This is a genomic window from Pseudomonas sp. 3JA (assembly GCF_036961705.1).
GTDB lineage: Bacteria > Pseudomonadota > Gammaproteobacteria > Pseudomonadales > Pseudomonadaceae > Aquipseudomonas > Aquipseudomonas fluorescens_Q.
Map to the genome: position 1 here is coordinate 12,117 of NZ_JBAMDJ010000026.1, position 19,788 is coordinate 31,904.

Sequence of the window (19,788 nt, forward strand, 5' to 3'; positions counted from 1 at the left end):
CGCGCTATGCTCGCCCTCGGCAAACTGCTTGAACTGACCCTCGCCGGCCGTGAACCGGCGGAGAAGACTCAACTGACTGTCGAAGGCGTACGGATGCGCTGGTTGAGCGAGGGCGCGCTGGAGGTCAAGCCGCCCGAAGCCCGGGATAACGGTCTGGACCTGCTGCTGTCGGCCGGTATCCACGGCAACGAAACCGCGCCGATCGAGCTGCTCGACCGCTTGCTGCACGACATCGCCCGTGGCCATTTGAAGCCGCGGGCGCGCATTCTGTTCCTGTTCGGCAACCCCGAGGCCATACGGCGCGGTGAGCGTTTCGTCGAACAGGACGTCAACCGCCTGTTCAATGGCCGCCATGAGCTGAGCGGCGGTCCTGAGGCGCTACGGGCCTGCGAGCTGGAGCGCCTGGCCGCCAGTTTCTTCAGTCGGCCAGAACGCAGTCGCTTGCATTACGACCTGCACACCGCCATCCGCGGCTCGAAGATCGAGCAGTTCGCCCTCTACCCCTGGAAAGAAGGTCGCCAGCATTCACGCCGTGAACTGGCACGCCTGCGTGCCGGGGGCATGGAGGCGGTGTTGCTGCAGAACAAGCCGTCCATTGTGTTCAGCGCCTACACCTACGACCAGCTCGGTGCCGAGTCCTTCACCCTGGAACTGGGCAAGGCCCGGCCATTCGGACAGAACGACGGGGTCAACGTCAGCCTGCTGGAAACCCGCCTGCAACAGATCATCGAGGGTAACGAGCCGGAGCTGGATGAAGGGCTCGATGGCCTGCAGCTGTTCAGCGTGGCCCGGGAAATCATCAAGCACAGCGACAGTTTCCGCCTGAACCTGCCGGCGGACATCGAGAACTTCTCGGAATTGGGCAAAGGCTACGTGCTGGCCGAAGACATCGCCCAGACCCGCTGGGTGATCGAAGAAGAAGGCGCCCGGATCATCTTTCCGAACCCCAAGGTCAAGAATGGCTTGCGGGCTGGCATCCTGATTGTGCCGGCGACCGACGAAAACCTGATCTAAAACCCACACCGAACCATTGTGGGAGCGAGCTTGCTCGCGATAGCGGTGTTCCAGTCAATGTTGCAGGTGACTGGTACCCGGTCATCGCGAGCAAGCTCGCTCCCACAGGTTTTTCAGTGGTTTTTAGCTCGCTACCGCCCGCTGCTCACTACGGCGCAACGCCCGGGTCTTGTGCAACGTATCGGCGCAGGTCTTCGCCGCTTCCTGGCCCTTGTGCACGAAATGCTCGAAGAAGAACTTCTGATGTTCTTCCCCGGCATGGAAGTGATGCGGCGTGAGCACGACCGAGAACACCGGCACTTCGGTTTCCAGCTGGACCTGCATCAGGCCGCTGATCACCGATTGGGCGACGAATTCGTGACGGTAGATGCCACCGTCCACCACCAGGCCGGCGGCGACGATGCCGGCGTAGCGGCCTGACTTGGCCAGCAGCTTGGCGTGCAGCGGAATCTCGAAGGCGCCACCGACTTCGAAGAAGTCGATATCACTTTCCTGGTAACCCTGGATGATCATTTCGGCGACGAAGCCTTTACGGCTCTGGTCGACGATTTCCTTGTGCCAGCAGGCCTGGATGAACGCGACGCGCTCGCCCGGATGACTTTTGCTTTTGCTGTCGATTGCAGTGGGTTGCATGTTCTGGTTCCTGTTTGTGTGAAAAACAGGGCGTCATGAATCGAAGGGGATTCGAGGGTACGCCGCGCACGGACAGTCGCAGTCGGCCCTTGGGTATCAATCCCGTTCTCTCTTCATCCGGACTATGACCGTCGGCCCCGGAATCACACCGGGTCTGCTGACCTTGTCGCTACACCCCAAAAAGCGGTGTACCACCAAGCGCTCGCGGGCTATGCACGTTGCGTGCAATTACCGCCGGTGGGGAGTTACACCCCGCCCTGAGAACGTTTTTGCCACCATGTTTTTGGCGGCGGAGGATTTTTAACACATATTTCAGCGCGACGCATGACCTGGATGTCCCGAGAACACTGTGGCGAGGGCGCTTGCTCCCGCTGTGCTGCGAAGCGGCCCCTGGATTTTGCGGCTGCTTCGCACCCGAGCGGGAGCAAGCTCCCTCGCCACGGAATATTCCTCCAGTCGGTCTTGATTAATCGTCGCCATACCCGCAGTAATTGCCCTTCGAAAGGGAATTCCCCCACCAGAACCCGAGGCCAGATTCATGAGTGTTATCGATCTTCGCAGCGACACGGTCACCCAACCCAGCGCCGGCATGCTGGATGCCATGGCCAGCGCGCCTACTGGTGACGATGTGTACGGGGAAGACCCGACCGTCAATCGCCTTGAGGCCGAACTGGCCGCGCGCCTGGGGTTTGCCGCAGCGTTGTTCGTGCCCACGGGGACCATGAGTAACCTGTTGGGGTTGATGGCCCACTGCGAGCGCGGCGACGAATACATCGTCGGCCAGCAGGCCCACACCTACAAATACGAAGGTGGCGGGGCGGCGGTGCTGGGTTCTATCCAGCCTCAGCCTCTGGAGGTGCAGGCGGACGGTTCCCTGGACTTGGCGCAAGTGGCCGCGGCGATCAAGCCCGATGACTTCCACTTTGCCCGCACCCGCCTGCTGGCCCTGGAAAACACCATGCAGGGCAAGGTGCTGCCACTGGAATACCTGGCCCAGGCCCGGCGTTTCACCCAGGAACATGGCCTGGCCCTGCATTTGGACGGGGCGCGGCTGTACAACGCCGCGGTCAAGCTGAGTGTCGACGCCCGGCAGATCACGCAGCATTTCGATTCGGTGTCGGTGTGCTTGTCCAAGGGCCTCGGCGCGCCGGTGGGCTCGGTCCTGTGCGGCAGAGTCGAGCTGATCGGCAAGGCCCGTCGGCTGCGCAAGATGGTCGGCGGCGGCATGCGCCAGGCCGGGATTCTCGCGGCGGCGGGGCTGTACGCCCTGGAACATCAGGTCCAGCGCCTGGCCGATGACCACGCCAATGCCCAGCGGCTCGCCGAGGGCTTGCGAGCGGCGGGTTACGAGGTCGAGCCGGTGCAGACCAACATGGTCTACGTGCAAATGGGCGAGCGGGCCGAGGCGATCAAGGCATTTGCCGATGAACGGGGCGTCAAGCTCAGCGCTGCGCCACGCCTGCGAATGGTGACGCACATGGACGTGAGCGCGGCGCAAATCGACCAGGTGGTCGCCACTTTCGTCGAATTTTCCCGCCACTGACCCGTCAACCGGGCCAATTGACAGTTTCTATCGCATAAACACGCTGTACCCCACGCGCAGGGCCGATATAATGCGGCCCTTTGCCGTTGCTTCGTCTGTTGACGTTTTGCACAGGCCTTTGGCCGCAGCCTCCGTGGAAGAACCTAATGAAAAGCGCAGAAATCCGTGAAGCCTTCCTTCGCTTCTTCGAAGAGCAAGGCCACACCCGAGTAGCCTCCAGCTCTTTGATTCCGGGCAACGACCCGACCCTGCTGTTCACCAACGCGGGGATGAACCAGTTCAAGGACTGCTTCCTGGGCCAGGAAAAACGTGCCTACACCCGTGCGGTCAGCAGCCAGAAGTGCGTGCGCGCCGGTGGTAAGCACAACGACCTGGAAAATGTCGGTTATACCGCTCGTCACCACACTTTCTTCGAAATGCTGGGTAACTTCAGCTTCGGTGACTACTTCAAGCGCGACGCCATCACCTTCGCCTGGACCTTCCTGACGTCCGACAAGTGGTTGAACCTGCCCAAGGAGAAGCTCTGGGTCACGGTCTACGCCAGCGATGACGAAGCCTATGACATCTGGACCAAACAGGTCGGTGTCCCGGCCGAGCGCATGGTGCGTATCGGCGACAACAAAGGCGCGCCTTACGCCTCCGATAACTTCTGGACCATGGGCGACACCGGCCCGTGCGGCCCATGCACCGAGATCTTCTACGATCACGGCGCCGACATCTGGGGCGGCCCACCCGGCTCGCCGGAAGAAGACGGCGACCGTTACATCGAGATCTGGAACAACGTGTTCATGCAGTTCAACCGCACCGCCGATGGCGTGTTGCATCCCCTGCCAGCGCCGTCGGTCGACACCGGCATGGGCCTGGAGCGGATCAGTGCGGTGCTGCAGCACGTTCATTCCAACTACGAAATCGACTTGTTCCAGAGCCTGTTGAGCGCTTCGGCCAAGGCCATCGGTTGCACCAACGATAACCAGGCTTCGCTCAAAGTGGTGGCCGACCATATCCGTTCCTGCGGCTTCCTGATTGCCGACGGTGTGCTGCCCTCCAACGAAGGCCGTGGCTATGTGCTGCGCCGGATCATCCGCCGCGCCTGCCGTCACGGCAACAAGCTGGGCGCCAAGGGCAGCTTTTTCTATCAGATCGTTGCGGCATTGGCGGCGGAGATGGGCGACGCTTTCCCGGAACTCAAGTCCCAGCAAGCGCATATCGAGCGCGTGCTCAAGGCTGAAGAAGAGCAATTCGCCAAGACCCTGGAGCAAGGCCTGAAGATCCTCGAGCAGGACCTGGCCGAACTCAAGGGCAACGTGGTCCCGGGCGACGTGGTGTTCAAGCTGTACGACACCTACGGCTTCCCAATGGACCTGACCGGCGACATCGCCCGTGAACGCAACCTGACCCTCGACGAGGAAGGGTTCGAGCGCGAGATGGAAGCCCAGCGGGTGCGCGCGCGTTCCGCCAGCTCCTTTGGCATGGACTACAACAGCCTGGTCAAGGTGGACGTGGCCACCGAGTTCACCGGTTATGCGGGCACCACCGGCTCGGCCAAGATCGTCGCCATCTATAAGGATGGGCAATCGGTCGACATCCTGAGCGAAGGCCAGGAAGGCGTGATCGTGCTGGACAAGACTCCGTTCTACGCCGAATCCGGCGGCCAGATCGGCGACAGCGGTTACCTGCAGGCCGGCAGCTCGCGTTTCGACGTGCGTGACACCACCAAGACCGGCGGCGCCTTCCTGCACCACGGCGTGCTGGCGTCGGGCAGCCTGATGATCGCCGCCCCGGTGGCCGCCCATGTCGACGCCGACGTTCGGCATGCCACGTCGCTGAATCACTCCGCTACGCACTTGCTGCACGCGGCGTTGCGCCAGGTGCTGGGCGAGCATGTCCAGCAGAAGGGTTCGTTGGTGGACAGTCAGCGCCTGCGCTTTGACTTCAGCCATTTCGAGGCCATCAAGCCTGAGCAGCTCAAGGCGCTGGAAGAAATCGTCAACGCCGAGATTCGCAAGAACTCCCCGGTGGAAACCGAAGAAACCGACATCGAGACCGCCAAGCGCAAGGGCGCGATGGCGTTGTTCGGCGAGAAGTACGGCGACAGCGTGCGCGTACTGAGCATGGGCGATTTCTCCGTTGAACTGTGCGGCGGTATCCACGCCAACCGCACCGGCGACATCGGCCTGATGAAAATCATCAGCGAAGGTGGCGTGGCATCCGGTGTGCGCCGGATCGAAGCGGTCACCGGCGCCGCAGCCCTGGCGTACCTCAACGCGGCTGAAGAACAACTCAAGGAAGCGGCAACCCTGATCAAGGGCAGCCGCGACAACCTGATCGACAAGCTGTCGGCTGTGCTGGAGCGCAACCGCCTGCTGGAAAAGCAACTCGAGCAGTTGCAGGCCAAGGCCGCCAGCGCCGCGGGCGACGATCTGTCGGCCCAGGCCGTGGACGTCAAGGGCGTGAAGGTGCTGGCCGTGCGTCTGGACGGCCAGGATGGCAAGGCACTGCTGGCGCTGGTCGATCAACTGAAAAACAAACTCGGCCGCGCAGTGATCCTGCTCGGCAGTGTCCATGAGGAAAAGGTCGTTCTCGTCGCAGGCGTGACCAAAGACCTGACTGGCCAACTCAAAGCCGGTGATTTGATGAAGCAAGCCGCTGCGGCAGTGGGCGGCAAGGGCGGTGGTCGTCCGGACATGGCGCAAGGCGGTGGTACCGACGTCGGCGCCCTGGACGCGGCACTGGCCCAGACCGTTGCATTCGTAGAGCAGGGTATTTAAGGCAGCGTCGCGGGCTCGTGGTCTAGTGACGAGCCCGGCCGCTGTTTGAGTGATTTATTGGGCGCCCTTCATGGGCAGAGGCGGCTTTGAAATGGCTTTGATCGTACAGAAATTTGGAGGCACCTCGGTCGGCACTGTCGAGAGAATCGAACAAGTCGCCGACAAGGTTAAGAAATTCCGTGAAGCGGGCGATGACCTGGTGGTTGTGCTGTCGGCAATGAGCGGCGAGACCAACCGTCTGATCGATCTGGCCAAGCAAATCAGCGGCGACCAGCAACCGGTTCCCCGTGAGCTGGACGTGATCGTTTCCACTGGCGAGCAGGTGACCATCGCCTTGCTGGCCATGGCGCTGATCAAGCGTGGCGTGCCAGCGGTGTCCTACACCGGCAACCAGGTGCGTATCCTGACGGACAGCGCGCACAACAAAGCGCGTATCCTGCAGATCGACGACCAGAAGATTCGCGGCGACCTGAAGGCTGGCCGTGTCGTGGTCGTCGCTGGTTTCCAGGGCGTGGACGAGCAGGGCAATATCACCACCCTCGGCCGTGGCGGTTCCGACACCACCGGGGTTGCCCTGGCGGCGGCCCTCAAGGCTGACGAATGCCAGATCTACACCGATGTGGACGGTGTCTACACCACTGACCCACGGGTGGTGCCTGTGGCCCAGCGGCTGGACAAGATCACGTTCGAAGAAATGCTGGAAATGGCCAGTCTCGGTTCGAAGGTGTTGCAGATCCGGGCGGTCGAATTCGCCGGCAAGTACAACGTTCCGCTGCGCGTTCTGCACAGCTTCAAAGAGGGTCCGGGCACCCTCATTACTATTGATGAAGAGGAATCCATGGAACAGCCGATCATTTCCGGCATCGCTTTCAACCGCGATGAAGCCAAGCTGACCATCCGTGGCGTGCCAGACACCCCCGGCGTGGCGTTCAAGATTCTCGGCCCGATCAGTGCCGCGAACATCGAAGTCGACATGATCGTGCAGAACGTCTCGCACGATAACACCACTGACTTCACCTTCACCGTGCACCGCAACGACTACCAGTCTGCCGAAGCGATCCTGAAAAAGACCGCTGGCGAGATCGGTGCCCGGGAAGTGGTGGGTGATACCAAGATCGCCAAGGTCTCGATCGTCGGTGTCGGCATGCGTTCCCACGCAGGCGTGGCCAGCCGCATGTTCGAATCCCTGGCCAAGGAAAGCATCAACATCCAGATGATCTCTACCTCGGAAATCAAGGTTTCCGTGGTGATCGAAGAGAAGTACCTGGAACTGGCCGTGCGCGCCCTGCACACGGCTTTCGAACTCGACGCTGCTGCCCAGCCGGGCGAGTAAAAAGCGTTGTCTGGAGGGCGCGGCTGGACCGCGCCCTCTGTTTTTCTGAATGGCGCGTCCCAAAACTGTTCTTTTGCCCGCGCTGGTCAATACTAGGCTTGTAGGCTTCGACCGTTTCGGTTGTAGGTCCAATGCCTTTTTTTTGCAGACTGTTGTCCCTTAAGTGAATTGCGTGAGGAGAAAGGTATGCTGATTCTGACCCGTCGGTGTGCAGAAAGCCTGATTATTGGCGATGGCGAAATCACCGTGACCGTGCTCGGCGTCAAAGGAAACCAAGTGCGTATCGGCGTCAATGCCCCGAAAGAGGTTGCTGTACACCGCGAGGAAATTTACCTGCGTATCAAGAAAGAGAAGGACGACGAACCAAGCCATTAATTTTTATCGATTTTTATGTTTGCAAACGGGGATGAAGGTGGTTAATATACGCCCCGTGTTGCGGAGAGCTGGCCGAGTGGCCGAAGGCGCTCCCCTGCTAAGGGAGTACACCTCAAAAGGGTGTCGGGGGTTCGAATCCCCCGTTCTCCGCCATTATTCGTTTAGTGCGTCAAAACCTGGCTTGCTCAGTAAGTGATTGAAATTACTGAAAAAAGCGCTTTACAAAAGGAATTGACGACCTATAATGCGCGGCAACAAATGCACTCGTAGCTCAGCTGGATAGAGTACTCGGCTACGAACCGAGCGGTCACAGGTTCGAATCCTGTCGAGTGCACCATTTAAGAGTTGTTTGCAGCAATGCAAATAACTTGGCTTCAACCAGTTGTGATCTGGTATAAAACCACAACTTGCACTCGTAGCTCAGCTGGATAGAGTACTCGGCTACGAACCGAGCGGTCACAGGTTCGAATCCTGTCGAGTGCACCAAACACCAAAAAGCCCGCGTTAAACGCGGGCTTTTTGCTGTCTACGATTTGCCTTTCACGCATCCCCTCTCATCGAACACGACCTCTGCGCTGCGGCCTTTCTTCGCCTTGTAGGTATAGCGCGTGCTCGAATTCCGAACTTTGATCGAGTCTGGCTTGCCCAGGGCGCTCTCGACGTCCTGCTGGCTCATGCCGGCGATGATGCGTCGGCCCAGGATGGCGTCGCGGCGTCGCCTGGCGTCGATGAGGTTCCCGCAGCGGTCCTGGAACTGGCCAATCACGGTCGGTTCCTTGCGCGTGGTTTTGTTGCTGGATGTTTGTCCGCGCTCCGCTTCAGGCAGCATCGCCTCGGTCGTCGGTTTGATTGTCGGTTCGATCGAACCTGGGCGGTACGGATGGATCTGTTGTAGTGACAGAGCTTCTTCCGGGCCGCAGCTCAGGGTGGTGAATGTCACGTGCCCTGCGATGTTTTCGCAGCGATGCACGGTCTGCCCGGCAGCCCATAAAGGCAAGCAGGCGAGCAGGAACAGGCAGTGGTTGAGGTGCATCCGGTCGTCCTCCTTGACGGTGCAGAAGAGAAGAGTAGTCGCCGCATTTCTGCCGCGGCGTGTGTTTTCTTTTCCGGATAAGTCGTCGCAGAGGAACAGGTTCAGCCTGTGTTCAGGTTTGTCTCGCAAGCGCTTGTTCTTGCCATGATTTTTTAGCGTTTTAAAGCGTCAAGCGGTGTATGATTGCGCCCGTCAGCCCCGCCGGGGCTTTGGAATATATCCATGGACTTACCCAGTAGTTACTCAATATTAAGTTTTGCCAATCATGAATTAACTGATTGATGCTTCCGGCGTGCTCCACTGCTGGGAGTGGAGTTCGCCTATGACCCAAGTAGAAGTAAAAAAAACGCAGGAAAGCCTTCAGGATCGTCTCGCTCAAGTCGTTGAGCTGCTGCAGCGCCAGCGGGTCGTCGAAGACCTGACGCATCGCCAGGAAGGCCCGCATCATGACCGGGTCGAGAACTTGGTCCACCGGCAGAATCTCGTCGAGCTGCAACGCAAGCTCGATGACCTGCACTCCGCCGACGTTGCCTACATTCTTGAAGCCTTGCCACTGGAAGAGCGTCTGACGGTCTGGCAGTTGGTCAAGGCTGATCGCGACGGTGACATCCTGCTCGAAGTGTCGGACTCGGTTCGGGAAACCCTGATCGCCGACATGGATGATCATGAGTTGCTGGCGGCGGCCAAGGAAATGGACGCCGACGAACTCGCCGACCTTGCGCCCGAACTGCCGCGGGACGTTGTCCACGAACTGATGGAAGCCCTCGACGGCCAGCAGCGCGAGCGTGTGCGCTCGGCGTTGTCCTATGACGAGGAGCAGGTCGGTGCGCTGATGGACTTCGAGATGGTGACGATCCGCGAGGATGTCAGCCTTGAAGTGGTCTTGCGCTACCTGCGTCGTCTCAAGGAACTGCCGGGGCATACTGACAAACTGTTTGTGGTCGACTACGACGGCGTGCTCAAGGGCGTGCTGCCCATCAAGCGTTTGCTCGTCAATGACCCGGAAAAGCAGGTGGCCGAGGTCATGGCCAGCGATCCGGTGAGTTTCCACCCGGACGAAGACGCCTATGATGCGGCCCAGGCGTTCGAACGTTATGACTTGATTTCTGCACCGGTGGTCGACAAGAACGGCAAGCTGATCGGCCGTCTGACCATCGATGAAATGGTCGACTTGATTCGTGAGGAAAGCGAAAGCGAAGTCCTCAACATGGCCGGTCTGCGCGAAGAAGAAGACATCTTCGCCTCGGTCTGGAAGTCCCTGCGTAACCGCTGGGCCTGGCTGGCGATCAACCTGATCACGGCGTTTGTCGCTTCCCGGGTCATCGGCCTGTTCGAAGGCTCCATCGAGAAGCTGGTGGCGCTCGCGGCGCTGATGCCCATCGTCGCCGGTATCGGTGGCAACTCCGGTAACCAGACCATCACCATGATCGTCCGTGCCATGGCACTGGACCAGGTCAGCACCGGCAATACCTCGCGATTGATGCGCAAGGAACTCGCGGTTTCCTTGATCAACGGCGTGATTTGGGGGGGGGTGATTGGTGTGGTGGCTTACCTGCTTTATGGCAGTTGGTCGCTGGGGGTGGTCATGACGGCCGCAATGACGCTCAACCTGCTGCTGGCGGCATTGATGGGGGTCTTGATCCCCATGACCCTGGCTCGCATGGGGCGCGATCCTGCCATGGGTGCCAGTGTCATGATTACCGCGGTGACCGACAGCGGCGGGTTCTTCATTTTCCTGGGGTTGGCGACGATTTTCCTGCTCTGAGTCGCTCATCGAAAAACCCGCCTGTTTGGCGTAATACTGTCCACATAGAAAAAACGGCGCTTCCTTCAGAAATGGGAGGCGCCGTTTTTTTTGCGTTTCTTTTGGTTTGCGGGGCGTCAAGAACCAAAGACACGAGCAGCAGGCAGGTCCAGCCCCTATGCAACTGCAGCACCGCTATCGCGAGCACATTGACACATCGCCTTCGCGAGTCTGTTTGGCGGTTTTTTCATCACGCAAAATCCCCTGCGCATCACTGCATCAACGCCAGTCGTGCAGCCAGTAGCACAAAGGCTACCGAGAATAGCCGACGTATCCACTGCAACACGGATGGACGCTCCAGAACATGGCGGCGCATCGATGCGCAGAGCACGCCATAGATGACGAAGACGACAAAGGTGATCGCCATGAAGATGAAGCTCAGTTGCAACATGCGCCACATGGCATCCGTTTCTCCTGGCGCGAGAAATTGCGGTAGAAAGGCCAGGAAAAAAATCGACAGTTTTGGATTCAGCAGATTGACCAAGATGCCCGAAAAAATCACCGCGCCGTTCGAGCGTGGGGTCTTGTGCTGATCAATATGCAATGCCCCATGGCTCTGGAGCGTGCTCCATGCCATCCACAGCAGGTAAGCGACGCCAAGGTACTTGATGATCTCGAAGGCCAGTGGGCTTGTGTGCAGCAGTGCAGCAAGGCCCGTGATGGCTGCCAGCATGTGCGGCACGATCCCCAGGGTACAACTCAATGCCGCTACCACGCTTGCGTGCCAGCCCCGGGCCAGGCCGGCTGCCACTGTATAGACCACGCCAGTGCCAGGCGAGGCCGCCACGATCAGGGAAGTGATAAAAAATTCGAGGTTCATGCGACGCCGACCTTGGCAGTTGTGAAGTCTCCAGCCTGCCTGCTGTGAGGAGGGGCGTCTTGAACGAAATTGCAGGTTGCTACGGGTGTCCTTGCCGGGCGTACATGCCCGGTGAGAATCCAAAGCTGCGCACGAAGCATCGAGTCATATGGCTCTGATCGGCGAAACCGCTGGCCAGGGACGCATCGGCCAGCGGCATGCCTGCAGCGATCAGTTGTCGTGCTCGGTGGATGCGTCGTTGCAGCAGATAGGCGTGGGGTGTCAAACCGGTCAGGCGGGTGAAAGCGCGTACCAATTGAAAGCGGCTTAGATCGGCCTCCCTGGCGAGCAGGGCGAGCGACATGGACGACTGCGGATCGTCGTCGATCAAGGCTTTTGCACGGTTTGCCGCGACCTTCGGCAAACACGATATCGGCATGGAGCGATCCAGCAAATGTTCGAGCAAAAGCACGAGCGTTTCTTCGATCTTCAGGTGAGCGCCAAATTCCTCGGCTTGAGCGAGGGCTTGATACAAAGTGCGGAACAATTCTGCCGCACGGGGGCTTTGCAGCACCGGATAAGCGAATTCCTGGGCACAGATGCCTCCATCGTTCTCCATATCCTTGAATGCCTGCGCAATCAGCAGCGGGTCGAAATACAGCATCTGCCAACGACGCGTTCCGTTTCCGATGGGCGCGCCGTCATGCACTTCGGCGGGATTGACCGATATAAGGTCGCCAGCCGTCGCTTCTACCTGGCCTCGGCCGCTGGCTGAACGTTGCGCCCCGCGCACAAGCAAGCCAATGCCAAAATGTTCGTGCATGTGCCGGGCGAACGTTCGATCTGAATCGGCCTCGACGATTTCCACGCCCAGCCCTGGAATTCTTTGGATCTTGAATGTGTGACCTGTCATGCAGGCCTCCATGCCCGTACTTTTTAGAGGATCAATTTAGCATTACGGCCATGGATCAGCAGTGGTGTTGGTTCGATGGCTCTATGAGTGCTTGAAAAGCAGGCTGAGGCCAAACGCCAGGCAAAAAAAAGCCAGCACGAGGCTGGCTTGAGTATTTTTGGGCTATCAGGTCGCGTCTGCGGCCATTTCTGCGTCATGGGCAATCAGCGAAACGAGGGCGTTCTGCTGGCGATGGGAGAGTTGTCGGAAGCGTTGAAGCAGTTCGCGCTCATGCAATGACAGCTCTGGACTGTCCAGGCGCATGCTCAACTCTTCACCCAACGCGCCTTCCTGAATAAGGCTTTGCTCAAGACGAGCGATGATTTCAGAGTTCATGCTGCGGTGATGATTGCGAGCCACTTCGGCAATGCGTTCCCGCATTCCGTCTGGCAGACGTACGACGAACTTGTCAGCCGTACGGCTGGAATAAATTGCCTGTTTCAATGGGCGCATATATTTAACCGGTTAGTTCAGGGGAGCGGTTCTCGGGATTGGCCGCAGGATGTCGATAGGACAAGCTCCATTGCCAAATGTTCAACCTGAATTGTTAAGAGGCCCGCATCATGCCTCAAAATTGCCAGATCATTGGCGCCAATTCTGTGACAAATTCTGATCGGGGTAAAGGCGTTCTGCCAGTATCCTTCATCAAAAAATGCGGACTGGTTGGTAAAAAACAACAGGTTCGCATTTGTGACCGTCGAATTGTGTCTATGTGCCATACCGTCTGGCGGATAACGGAAATGGACAAAAACCTGTGCCATCCCTGTCTTGTACAGGATAGTGGCAAATGGCCGATTTACTAGGATGAGCGAGCCAGGACAGATGAATGGCGGCCCGCGCTCGGCGTCCAGAATCTGCCAGCCTTACAGGGGAGTACTATTTGCCTACACTTAAAAAGCCATGGGCGACATGACAAACGTAGGGCAGGTCGTTAACATGCACGCCGTCCTGCGCACCGCATCTCTTGTGGTCGACTCGTGTCTCAGTAGCTCAATTGGATAGAGCATCCCCCTCCTAAGGGGAAGGTTGGCAGTTCGAACCTGCCCTGGGACACCATATTAATCAAAGATTTAGCGATTTTTTTGCCCGGCTCTCGTTTTTTTTCCTGGTCCCCACTTCTTAATGCATTCTTTGTGGCGAGGGAGCTTGCTCCCGCTCGGTTGCGCAGCAGCCATCAAAAAACGGGTCCGCTGCGCGGCCCAGCGGGAGCAAGCTTTCTCGCCACGGTCTGATTTTCTGCACTCGGTTTTCCCTACAGCTTCCCCTTAACGGAACGCCATCTGCTGCCGATAACCCGATGAGCCCGGTTGTCTCCTGCGTTTTGGCTCGCAATGTGCGTCACGACACAGCCAGGCCAAGCGATTGCTGAAATCCCTTGAACGTTGCTGGCTGGTGGCTATCATCTGCGCGCCTCGGGCTTGTGACACGGCGTTTCGTTGTTATGCCATTGGGTTATTTTTTTACTTGCCTGGACATCCTCGATGCTGGCGTACCACCAAAAAAGTTTTCTGATCGTCGATGATTTCTCGGATTTCCGCAGTTCGATCCGGTCCATGCTGCGTGAGCTGGGCGTCAAGGACGTGGACACCGCCGACACCGGTGAAGTGGCGCTGCGCATGTGCTCGCAGAAACGCTATGACTTCATCTTGCAGGACTATCACCTGGGCGATGGGCGCAAGAATGGCCAGCAAGTGCTGGAAGACCTGATGGTCGAAAAGCTGATCAGCCATGAAAGTGTGTTTCTCATGGTGACCGCCGAGACCAGCCAGGCGATGGTGCTCAGTGCCCTGGAGCATGAGCCCGATGCGTACCTGACCAAACCGTTCAACCGCTCTGGCCTGGCCCAGCGGCTGGAGCGGCTCGAGCAGCGCAAGACCCTGCTCAAGCCGATCCTGCAAGCCCTCGATCGTGGCAAGCCGATGGACGTGCTCAATGCCTGCATCGCCTTGTGCAAGCAGGACCCGCGCTACGGGCCGTTGTGCCTGCGTTATCGGGCCGATGCGTTGCGCGACCTGAATCAGAACGAGGCCTTGGAGCGTCTGTACAACTCCATCCTCGCGGATCGCCCGTTGCCGTGGGCCTACGCGGGGCTGGGCAAGTTGATGTTCAAGCGCGGCCAGGTGGGGCAGGCCAAGGCCGTTTATGAAAAGGCCCTGAAAGTCTTTCCAATGATGCCGGCGTTGTACGATGGCATGGCCGAAGTGTTGATGGCCGAAGGTGACACCAAGCAGGCGCAGCATGTGCTGGAAGAGGCGGTGCGCCTGTCGCCGCTGGCGGTGCGCCGTCAGTCGTTGCTGGGCAAGTTGGCGATGACCAACGAAGACTATGACACGGCTTCCCGGGCTTATCGCCAGGCGGTCGGGCAGGGCGCGCAGTCACGTTTCAAGGATCCGGAAAGCAACCTCGGCCTGGCCCATGCGCTGATCAGCAAGGGCAGCGAAAAAGGCCTCGATACCCGCACCCGGCTGGAGATCAACACCACGCTCAGTGCCGTGGCGAAGGAGAACCTCAACGACCCGGGGTTGCAGGTCCGGGCGCGGCTGATGAAGGCCACCAGCCTGTTGCTCAACGATGCCGAAACCGCCGAGAAGCTCACCGAACAGGCTTTGCAGCGCCTCGATGGCATGGAGCAATTCATGAGCGCCGAGGCCGCGTTGCTGGTGGCCAAGCAGTTACAAATGCTTGGCCAGGCCAGCGCCGGCGAGTCGATGCTCAAGAACTGCGCGGAAATCTACGGTGATGACCCGACGGTGATGCAAGGCATCGCCAAGCTGACCGACGACCCGAACATCCTCAATCAAGGCAATGCCGCCGCCGAGCTGAACCGCGAAGGCGTGCGGGTCTACAAGACCGGCGCGTTGCCGGAGGCGCGGGAGCTGTTCCGCCGCGCCCTGAAGATGCAACCGAAGAACATCAGTATTGCCCTGAACATGGCGCAATCGCTGCTGCATGGCACCGACACCAGCGTGGAGTCGGAACTGCTGCAGGAGTGTCGCGCCTGCCTGAAACTGGTGGGCATGATGCCCGACACCGATGCGCGTTTTGCGCGTTATCAAAAACTGCGAAGCAAGGCATTTGGCGATGAATGACAGCGAACAGGTCCTCGATTTTTCCACGGTGATCGCATCGACCGTGCACGACATGAAGAACTCCCTGACCTTGCTCATGCAGACGCATACGCAATGGCTCGAGCGCTTGCCCGACGCCGAGCGCCAGACCTCGGAGCAAGGCGTCATCGAGTTCGAATTCGCCCATCTCAATGGTTTGCTGGTGCAACTGCTGGGGCTGTATAAGCTCGGTGTCAACCAGTTGCCGCTACACCCGGCCTACCATGAGCTGGACGACTTCATCGAGGCGCAACTGGCCGGCCATCAGGACGTGTTCCGCAGTCGCGGGATCATGGTCACCTATGAAGTCGATCCGCTCAGCCCCTTGGGTTTTTTCGACCGTGAACTGATTGCTTCGGTGCTCGACAATTGCATCAATAATGCCATTCGCCATGCGCGCCAGGCGCTGCTGATCAGTGTGAGCGACGAGGCCGGGCAGCTGGTGCTGACCCTCAATGACGACGGCGAAGGTTACCCGCCTGAGATGATCGAGCGTCAGGCCGAGTACGTGCAGGGCATCAACCACAGCAGCGGCAGCACCGGGCTGGGTCTGTACTTCGCCGCGCGGATCGCCCGGCTGCACCAGCGCGGCGGCGTGAGCGGGCGTACCGAGATTGCCAATGGCGGTGTGTTGGGTGGTGGGGTGTTCCGGCTTTACTTGCCTTGAGCGTGCGCTCATAAATACGCAGCCCCCACAAATCCCCACACGGAATCTCACATTCCCGCGCTCGGTGTTTATTGTCTGTGGGTGCTTGATATTCCGAACAGCCGAAGCCTATTTTGTACGGGTTGCCGTTCGCGGCTCGCACATAACAAGGATTGCGTCATGACGACCGATGGCCAGCGTTCACTCGCGCAGCGACTGACGGGCATTGATGAGATTGAATGTGTCACGCCGGATTTGAATGGCGTGCCGCGGGGCAAGGTAATGACCGCTGAGGGTTTCCTCGAAGGCCGGCGGTTGCAGTTGGCGCGGGGCGTGCTGCTGCAATGCATCATGGGCGGTTATCCGCCGTCGCGTTTCTACGGCAGCGACGACGGCGACCTGGCGCTGGTGGCCGATCCGAAACAGATTCATCGCCTGCCTTGGAGCCAGCAGCCCCGTGCCCTGGCGATCTGCGATGCCGACGAGTTGACCGGTGAAAGCTCCCGGCTCTCGACGCGGGGCCAGCTCAAGGCCGTTGTCGCGCGCTATGCCGCCCTTGGCCTGGCGCCGGTGGTGGCGACCGAACTGGAATTTTTCGTGTTCGCCCCCAATCCGGACCCGACCCAGCCGTTCCAGCCGCCGATGGGCCTGGATGGGCGTCGCGAAGACGGCCATTCGGCGTTCAGCGTCAGCTCCAACAATGGCCTGCGCCCGTTCTTCAGTGAAGTCTATGCCTGCATGGCGGCGCTGGGCCTGCCTCGCGACACCTTCATGCATGAAATGGGCGTGAGCCAGTTCGAGATCAATCTGCTGCACGGCGACCCGCTGCTGCTGGCCGACCAGACTTTCCTGTTCAAGCACTTGCTCAAGGAAGTGGCCCTCAAGCACGGCCTGACGGTGGTCTGCATGGCCAAGCCCCTGGCCCACACGCCGGGCAGTTCGATGCACATCCACCAGAGCGTCGTCGAGGAGGGCAGCGGTCGTAACGTTTTCAGCGACGAAGCGGGCGAACCGACGGCCGCGTTCCGGCATTTCATCGGTGGGCAACAGGCGTGCCTGGCGGACTTCACCGCGTTGTTCGCGCCGAACGTGAATTCCTACCAGCGGCTGTGCCATCCGTTCGCCTCACCGAACAATGCCTGTTGGTCCCATGACAACCGTTCGGCCGGGCTGCGGATTCCCGCCAGTTCGCCAGTGGCCCGACGGGTCGAGAACCGCTTGCCCGGGGCCGATGCCAACCCCTACCTGGCGATTGCCGCCAGCCTGGCCGCCGGGCTGTATGGGATTGAACATCGGCTGGAGCCGAGCGCGGCGATCCAGGGTGAATTCGAAGTGCCGGATAAACTGTCGTTGCCATGTACCTTGCATGCCGCCTTGGAGCGTCTGAAGCGTAGTCATCTGGCGAAGGAACTGTTTGGTACGGAGTTCATCGAAGGCTACATCGCCTCCAAGACCCTGGAGCTGACCAGCTTCTTCGATGAAATCACGCCTTGGGAGCGACGTGTCCTCGCGGCCCAGGCATAACGAACCGTCGCATTCGGGCTATCTTCAACAGGTAGCCCTTACTCACCTCAAGGAGCCGCTCGGAACGCCGATGCGCCAAATCTGGAAACCTTTTCGAGCGCTTTATTTCGCTTCGCTGATGATGTTGATCGGCTCGGGCCTCTTGAGTACTTACCTGGCCTTGCGCCTGGCCGCCGACCATGTGGACAGTCTCTGGGTCGGTGCGCTGATGGCCGCCAACTATTTCGGCCTGGTGCTGGGGGGCAAGATCGGTCATCGGCTGATCGCCCGCGTCGGGCACATCCGCGCCTATTCGGCCTGCGCCGGGATTGTCGGGGCGGCCGTGCTGGGCCATGGCTTGGTGGACTGGCTGCCGGCCTGGGTCGTGCTGCGGATGATTGTCGGCCTCGGGATGATGTGCCAGTACATGGTCATCGAGAGCTGGCTCAACGAGCAAGCCGATGCCAAGCAGCGTGGGGTGGTGTTCAGCGGCTATATGATCGCCTCGTACCTGGGGTTGGTGCTGGGGCAGTTGATCCTGGTCATGCACCCGGCCCTGGGGCCTGAGCTGTTGATGCTGGTGGCGTTGTGCTTCGCCTTGTGCCTGGTGCCGGTGACACTGACCCGGCGAATTCACCCGGCGGCGCTGCATCCGGCGCCCATGGAGCCGCGCTTCTTCATCAAGCGTGTGCCGCAGTCATTGAGTACGGTGCTGGGCTCCGGATTGATCGTCGGCTCGTTCTATGGTCTGGCGCCGCTGTATGCCTCTCAGCAGGGTCTGTCGACCGAGCAGGTCGGTCTGTTCATGGGTAGCTGCATCTTCGCCGGACTGCTGGTGCAGTGGCCCCTGGGCTGGCTGTCCGATCGATATGACCGGGCGCTGCTGATCCGCTGCTTTGCGCTGGTCCTGACGATCTGTGCGCTGCCATTGGCGATTCTTCCGACGGTGCCGCTGGAGGTGCTGTTCGTCGCGGGGTTCTTCTGTTCGCTGGTGCAGTTCTGCCTGTATCCGCTGGCGGTAGCGTTCTCCAACGACCACGTCGAAGCTGATCGAAGGGTGTCCCTGACCGCGATGCTGCTGGTGACCTATGGCGTGGGAGCCAGCATCGGGCCGCTGGTGGCCGGCGTGCTGATGAAAATGTTCGGTAGCCAGATGCTCTACGGCTTTTTCGCTTTCTTCGCCTTGGTACTGGTGTGGCGGATCCGACCGAAAGCGGTGACCAACCTGCATCAGGTCGATGACGCACCGTTGCATCACGTGGCGATGCCGGACAGCATGTCGAGTTCGCCTTTGGTGGCGTGTCTTGATCCGCGGGTGGATGAGCAGGTGGTGCAGGAGCAGATGCAGGCGCCGGCCAATCCGGACGTGGAGCCCGAGCCGGCCACTGAGGCTGCGGCCGAGGCTGAAACTGAAACCGAGGCGCCCGAGACGCCGAGTTTTACCCAGGCCAGGCCTTGAAGCAGGCATAAAAAAACGGGCAGTCGCCGCAAGGGACTGCCCGTTTTTCATGCCTCGAAAAATCAGAGGTCGTCTTTATCGAAGCGCCGGGCTTCTCGTTGGAGCTGGTAGACGAACCGCTCGACCTGCCGTTGCACCAGGCCACTGATGTTATGGAAGCGTACACCGGCGAACGTGGTGTTGATCCTTTCTTCGAAATGCAGGTAACGCAGCTCGACTGGCGCGGTCATGTTGCCAAAAGGCAGGGCCGCGATGAAACGCTCATACACCTGGCCCAATTGCAGGCGCTCCGTGATGTCGCCGTCAAAGCGCAATTTGCAACCGGTGGCGGAGATGTCCAGCAACTTGCCATCTACGGGGGACTTGAGCTTGTCGCCGCCCAGTTCAACGCTTACCAGTTGTGCCAGTTTCAGGGCGGCGCGGAAGGCGTTGCGACGTTGGTGGTAGACCACTTCGTCGGGTAGGGCGCCGCGATAGCAGCGACCGTCGCTGGATTCATCGATGGTCAGTGGGCCCTTGCCATCCCAGGCGATGCGTACGCCGTCATGGAAACCTTCGACGCGAAACGGCTCGCCGGCCAGCAGGAAACGCTCGCCGTCCCGGGGGATCATTTCATCCAGGGCGATGGAGTTGGTCTCGCGATCGACGTTGACCAGATAGCTCTGGAAGCGCTGGCTACGTTCGTGGAAGGTGATGATCAGTGGGTCGTGGCTCTCTTGCAGCATCCGCAGGTTGCCGGAGATTTCCAGGGGCGTGGTGAGGACCTTGGGGGGCTGCGGAGCATCATCCGCGTTTGATGCATTGAACACGGTGAGTCAA

General features: G+C 59.7%; 16 protein-coding genes, 4 tRNA genes and 1 riboswitch. Of the genes, 14 read left to right on the forward strand and 6 right to left on the reverse strand.

Features of this window, described 5'->3' with window-relative positions; translation table 11 throughout:
• Positions 1 to 6: 6 nt before the first annotated feature.
• Entirely contained in the window at positions 7 to 1,014 is a 1,008-nt protein-coding gene (astE, locus tag V7773_RS19780) for a succinylglutamate desuccinylase (RefSeq protein WP_003204782.1), read from the forward strand.
• 123 nt (positions 1,015 to 1,137) lie between these two features.
• Here the strand turns inward: astE and V7773_RS19785 are convergent, their stop codons facing one another.
• Positions 1,138 to 1,647 carry a 6,7-dimethyl-8-ribityllumazine synthase gene (locus tag V7773_RS19785; protein WP_092145243.1) on the reverse strand — a complete coding sequence of 170 codons (510 nt, stop codon included), beginning with the start codon at positions 1,645 to 1,647 and terminating at the stop codon, positions 1,138 to 1,140.
• 100 nt (positions 1,648 to 1,747) lie between these two features.
• Positions 1,748 to 1,916, reverse strand: a riboswitch (FMN riboswitch).
• Positions 1,917 to 2,185: 269 nt separating this feature from the next.
• On the opposite strand from V7773_RS19785, the gene ltaE reads away from it, so the two are divergent.
• From ltaE to V7773_RS19820, 7 genes are all read left to right on the forward strand, one after another.
• Positions 2,186 to 3,190: a low-specificity L-threonine aldolase gene (gene ltaE, locus V7773_RS19790; protein WP_336074643.1), complete on the forward strand. Its 1,005-nt coding sequence runs from the start codon at positions 2,186 to 2,188 to the stop codon at positions 3,188 to 3,190.
• A gap of 146 nt (positions 3,191 to 3,336) precedes the next feature.
• Entirely contained in the window at positions 3,337 to 5,958 is a 2,622-nt protein-coding gene (gene alaS / locus V7773_RS19795; protein ID WP_336074645.1) for an alanine--tRNA ligase, read from the forward strand.
• A gap of 91 nt (positions 5,959 to 6,049) precedes the next feature.
• A complete protein-coding gene (locus tag V7773_RS19800; protein ID WP_014339802.1) occupies positions 6,050 to 7,291 on the forward strand; it encodes an aspartate kinase in 1,242 nt (413 codons plus the stop codon).
• Positions 7,292 to 7,477: 186 nt separating this feature from the next.
• On the forward strand, positions 7,478 to 7,666 hold the full coding sequence (csrA, locus tag V7773_RS19805; RefSeq protein WP_003178872.1) for a carbon storage regulator CsrA: 189 nt from the start codon (positions 7,478 to 7,480) through the stop codon (positions 7,664 to 7,666).
• A gap of 62 nt (positions 7,667 to 7,728) precedes the next feature.
• Positions 7,729 to 7,819: transfer RNA gene (locus tag V7773_RS19810), tRNA-Ser, on the forward strand.
• 107 nt (positions 7,820 to 7,926) lie between these two features.
• Positions 7,927 to 8,003 (forward strand) — tRNA-Arg (locus V7773_RS19815).
• A 72-nt stretch (positions 8,004 to 8,075) separates the two neighbouring features.
• Positions 8,076 to 8,152 (forward strand) — tRNA-Arg (locus V7773_RS19820).
• A 40-nt stretch (positions 8,153 to 8,192) separates the two neighbouring features.
• Here V7773_RS19820 and V7773_RS19825 read toward each other — a convergent pair.
• On the reverse strand, positions 8,193 to 8,699 hold the full coding sequence (locus V7773_RS19825; protein WP_336074714.1) for a cell envelope protein SmpA: 507 nt from the start codon (positions 8,697 to 8,699) through the stop codon (positions 8,193 to 8,195).
• 322 nt (positions 8,700 to 9,021) lie between these two features.
• On the opposite strand from V7773_RS19825, the gene mgtE reads away from it, so the two are divergent.
• Positions 9,022 to 10,464, forward strand: coding sequence for a magnesium transporter (gene mgtE / locus V7773_RS19830; RefSeq protein WP_072346428.1), 1,443 nt, complete (start codon positions 9,022 to 9,024; stop codon positions 10,462 to 10,464).
• Between the two features lie 250 nt (positions 10,465 to 10,714).
• Here mgtE and V7773_RS19835 read toward each other — a convergent pair whose 3' ends face one another.
• The 3 genes from V7773_RS19835 to V7773_RS19845 form a co-directional block, all read right to left on the reverse strand.
• Positions 10,715 to 11,323, reverse strand: coding sequence for a LysE family translocator (locus tag V7773_RS19835; protein WP_336074649.1), 609 nt, complete (start codon positions 11,321 to 11,323; stop codon positions 10,715 to 10,717).
• A 79-nt stretch (positions 11,324 to 11,402) separates the two neighbouring features.
• Positions 11,403 to 12,227, reverse strand: a complete 825-nt coding sequence (locus V7773_RS19840; protein ID WP_336074651.1) for an AraC family transcriptional regulator — start codon at positions 12,225 to 12,227, stop codon at positions 11,403 to 11,405.
• Positions 12,228 to 12,380: 153 nt separating this feature from the next.
• Positions 12,381 to 12,707, reverse strand: coding sequence for an Arc family DNA-binding protein (locus tag V7773_RS19845; RefSeq protein WP_003204761.1), 327 nt, complete (start codon positions 12,705 to 12,707; stop codon positions 12,381 to 12,383).
• A 526-nt stretch (positions 12,708 to 13,233) separates the two neighbouring features.
• Between V7773_RS19845 and V7773_RS19850 the strand changes: the two genes are divergently transcribed.
• From V7773_RS19850 to V7773_RS19870, 5 genes are all read left to right on the forward strand, one after another.
• Positions 13,234 to 13,310 (forward strand) — tRNA-Arg (locus V7773_RS19850).
• A 425-nt stretch (positions 13,311 to 13,735) separates the two neighbouring features.
• Entirely contained in the window at positions 13,736 to 15,343 is a 1,608-nt protein-coding gene (locus V7773_RS19855; protein ID WP_063324722.1) for a tetratricopeptide repeat-containing response regulator, read from the forward strand.
• The gene (locus tag V7773_RS19860) at positions 15,336 to 16,028 is read left to right on the forward strand and encodes a sensor histidine kinase (protein ID WP_063324723.1); all 693 of its coding nucleotides are present in this window, start codon (positions 15,336 to 15,338) and stop codon (positions 16,026 to 16,028) included. The genes V7773_RS19855 and V7773_RS19860 overlap by 8 nt, the downstream gene beginning before the upstream one ends.
• A gap of 261 nt (positions 16,029 to 16,289) precedes the next feature.
• Entirely contained in the window at positions 16,290 to 17,531 is a 1,242-nt protein-coding gene (locus tag V7773_RS19865) for a glutamine synthetase family protein (protein WP_336074716.1), read from the forward strand.
• Between the two features lie 70 nt (positions 17,532 to 17,601).
• Positions 17,602 to 18,969: an MFS transporter gene (locus tag V7773_RS19870; RefSeq protein WP_063324725.1), complete on the forward strand. Its 1,368-nt coding sequence runs from the start codon at positions 17,602 to 17,604 to the stop codon at positions 18,967 to 18,969.
• A 62-nt stretch (positions 18,970 to 19,031) separates the two neighbouring features.
• On the opposite strand, the gene V7773_RS19875 is transcribed toward V7773_RS19870, so the two are convergent.
• Positions 19,032 to 19,778, reverse strand: coding sequence for a flagellar brake protein (locus V7773_RS19875; protein WP_003204744.1), 747 nt, complete (start codon positions 19,776 to 19,778; stop codon positions 19,032 to 19,034).
• Positions 19,779 to 19,788 lie beyond the last annotated feature (10 nt).

Bases quoted from the DNA above. Each gene is read 5' to 3' on its own strand.
- V7773_RS19845 (WP_003204761.1), bottom strand. From the start codon at position 12,707: ATGCGCCCATTGAAACAGGCAATTTATTCCAGCCGTACGGCTGACAAG.
- V7773_RS19825 (WP_336074714.1), bottom strand. From the start codon at position 8,699: ATGCACCTCAACCACTGCCTGTTCCTGCTCGCCTGCTTGCCTTTATGG.
- V7773_RS19835 (WP_336074649.1), bottom strand. From the start codon at position 11,323: ATGAACCTCGAATTTTTTATCACTTCCCTGATCGTGGCGGCCTCGCCT.
- V7773_RS19800 (WP_014339802.1), top strand. From the start codon at position 6,050: ATGGCTTTGATCGTACAGAAATTTGGAGGCACCTCGGTCGGCACTGTC.
- V7773_RS19865 (WP_336074716.1), top strand. From the start codon at position 16,290: ATGACCGCTGAGGGTTTCCTCGAAGGCCGGCGGTTGCAGTTGGCGCGG.
- V7773_RS19860 (WP_063324723.1), top strand. From the start codon at position 15,336: ATGAATGACAGCGAACAGGTCCTCGATTTTTCCACGGTGATCGCATCG.
- V7773_RS19855 (WP_063324722.1), top strand. From the start codon at position 13,736: ATGCTGGCGTACCACCAAAAAAGTTTTCTGATCGTCGATGATTTCTCG.
- V7773_RS19785 (WP_092145243.1), bottom strand. From the start codon at position 1,647: ATGCAACCCACTGCAATCGACAGCAAAAGCAAAAGTCATCCGGGCGAG.
- V7773_RS19870 (WP_063324725.1), top strand. From the start codon at position 17,602: ATGCGCCAAATCTGGAAACCTTTTCGAGCGCTTTATTTCGCTTCGCTG.
- V7773_RS19840 (WP_336074651.1), bottom strand. From the start codon at position 12,227: ATGGAGGCCTGCATGACAGGTCACACATTCAAGATCCAAAGAATTCCA.
- astE (WP_003204782.1), top strand. From the start codon at position 7: ATGCTCGCCCTCGGCAAACTGCTTGAACTGACCCTCGCCGGCCGTGAA.
- alaS (WP_336074645.1), top strand. From the start codon at position 3,337: ATGAAAAGCGCAGAAATCCGTGAAGCCTTCCTTCGCTTCTTCGAAGAG.
- ltaE (WP_336074643.1), top strand. From the start codon at position 2,186: ATGAGTGTTATCGATCTTCGCAGCGACACGGTCACCCAACCCAGCGCC.
- mgtE (WP_072346428.1), top strand. From the start codon at position 9,022: ATGACCCAAGTAGAAGTAAAAAAAACGCAGGAAAGCCTTCAGGATCGT.
- csrA (WP_003178872.1), top strand. From the start codon at position 7,478: ATGCTGATTCTGACCCGTCGGTGTGCAGAAAGCCTGATTATTGGCGAT.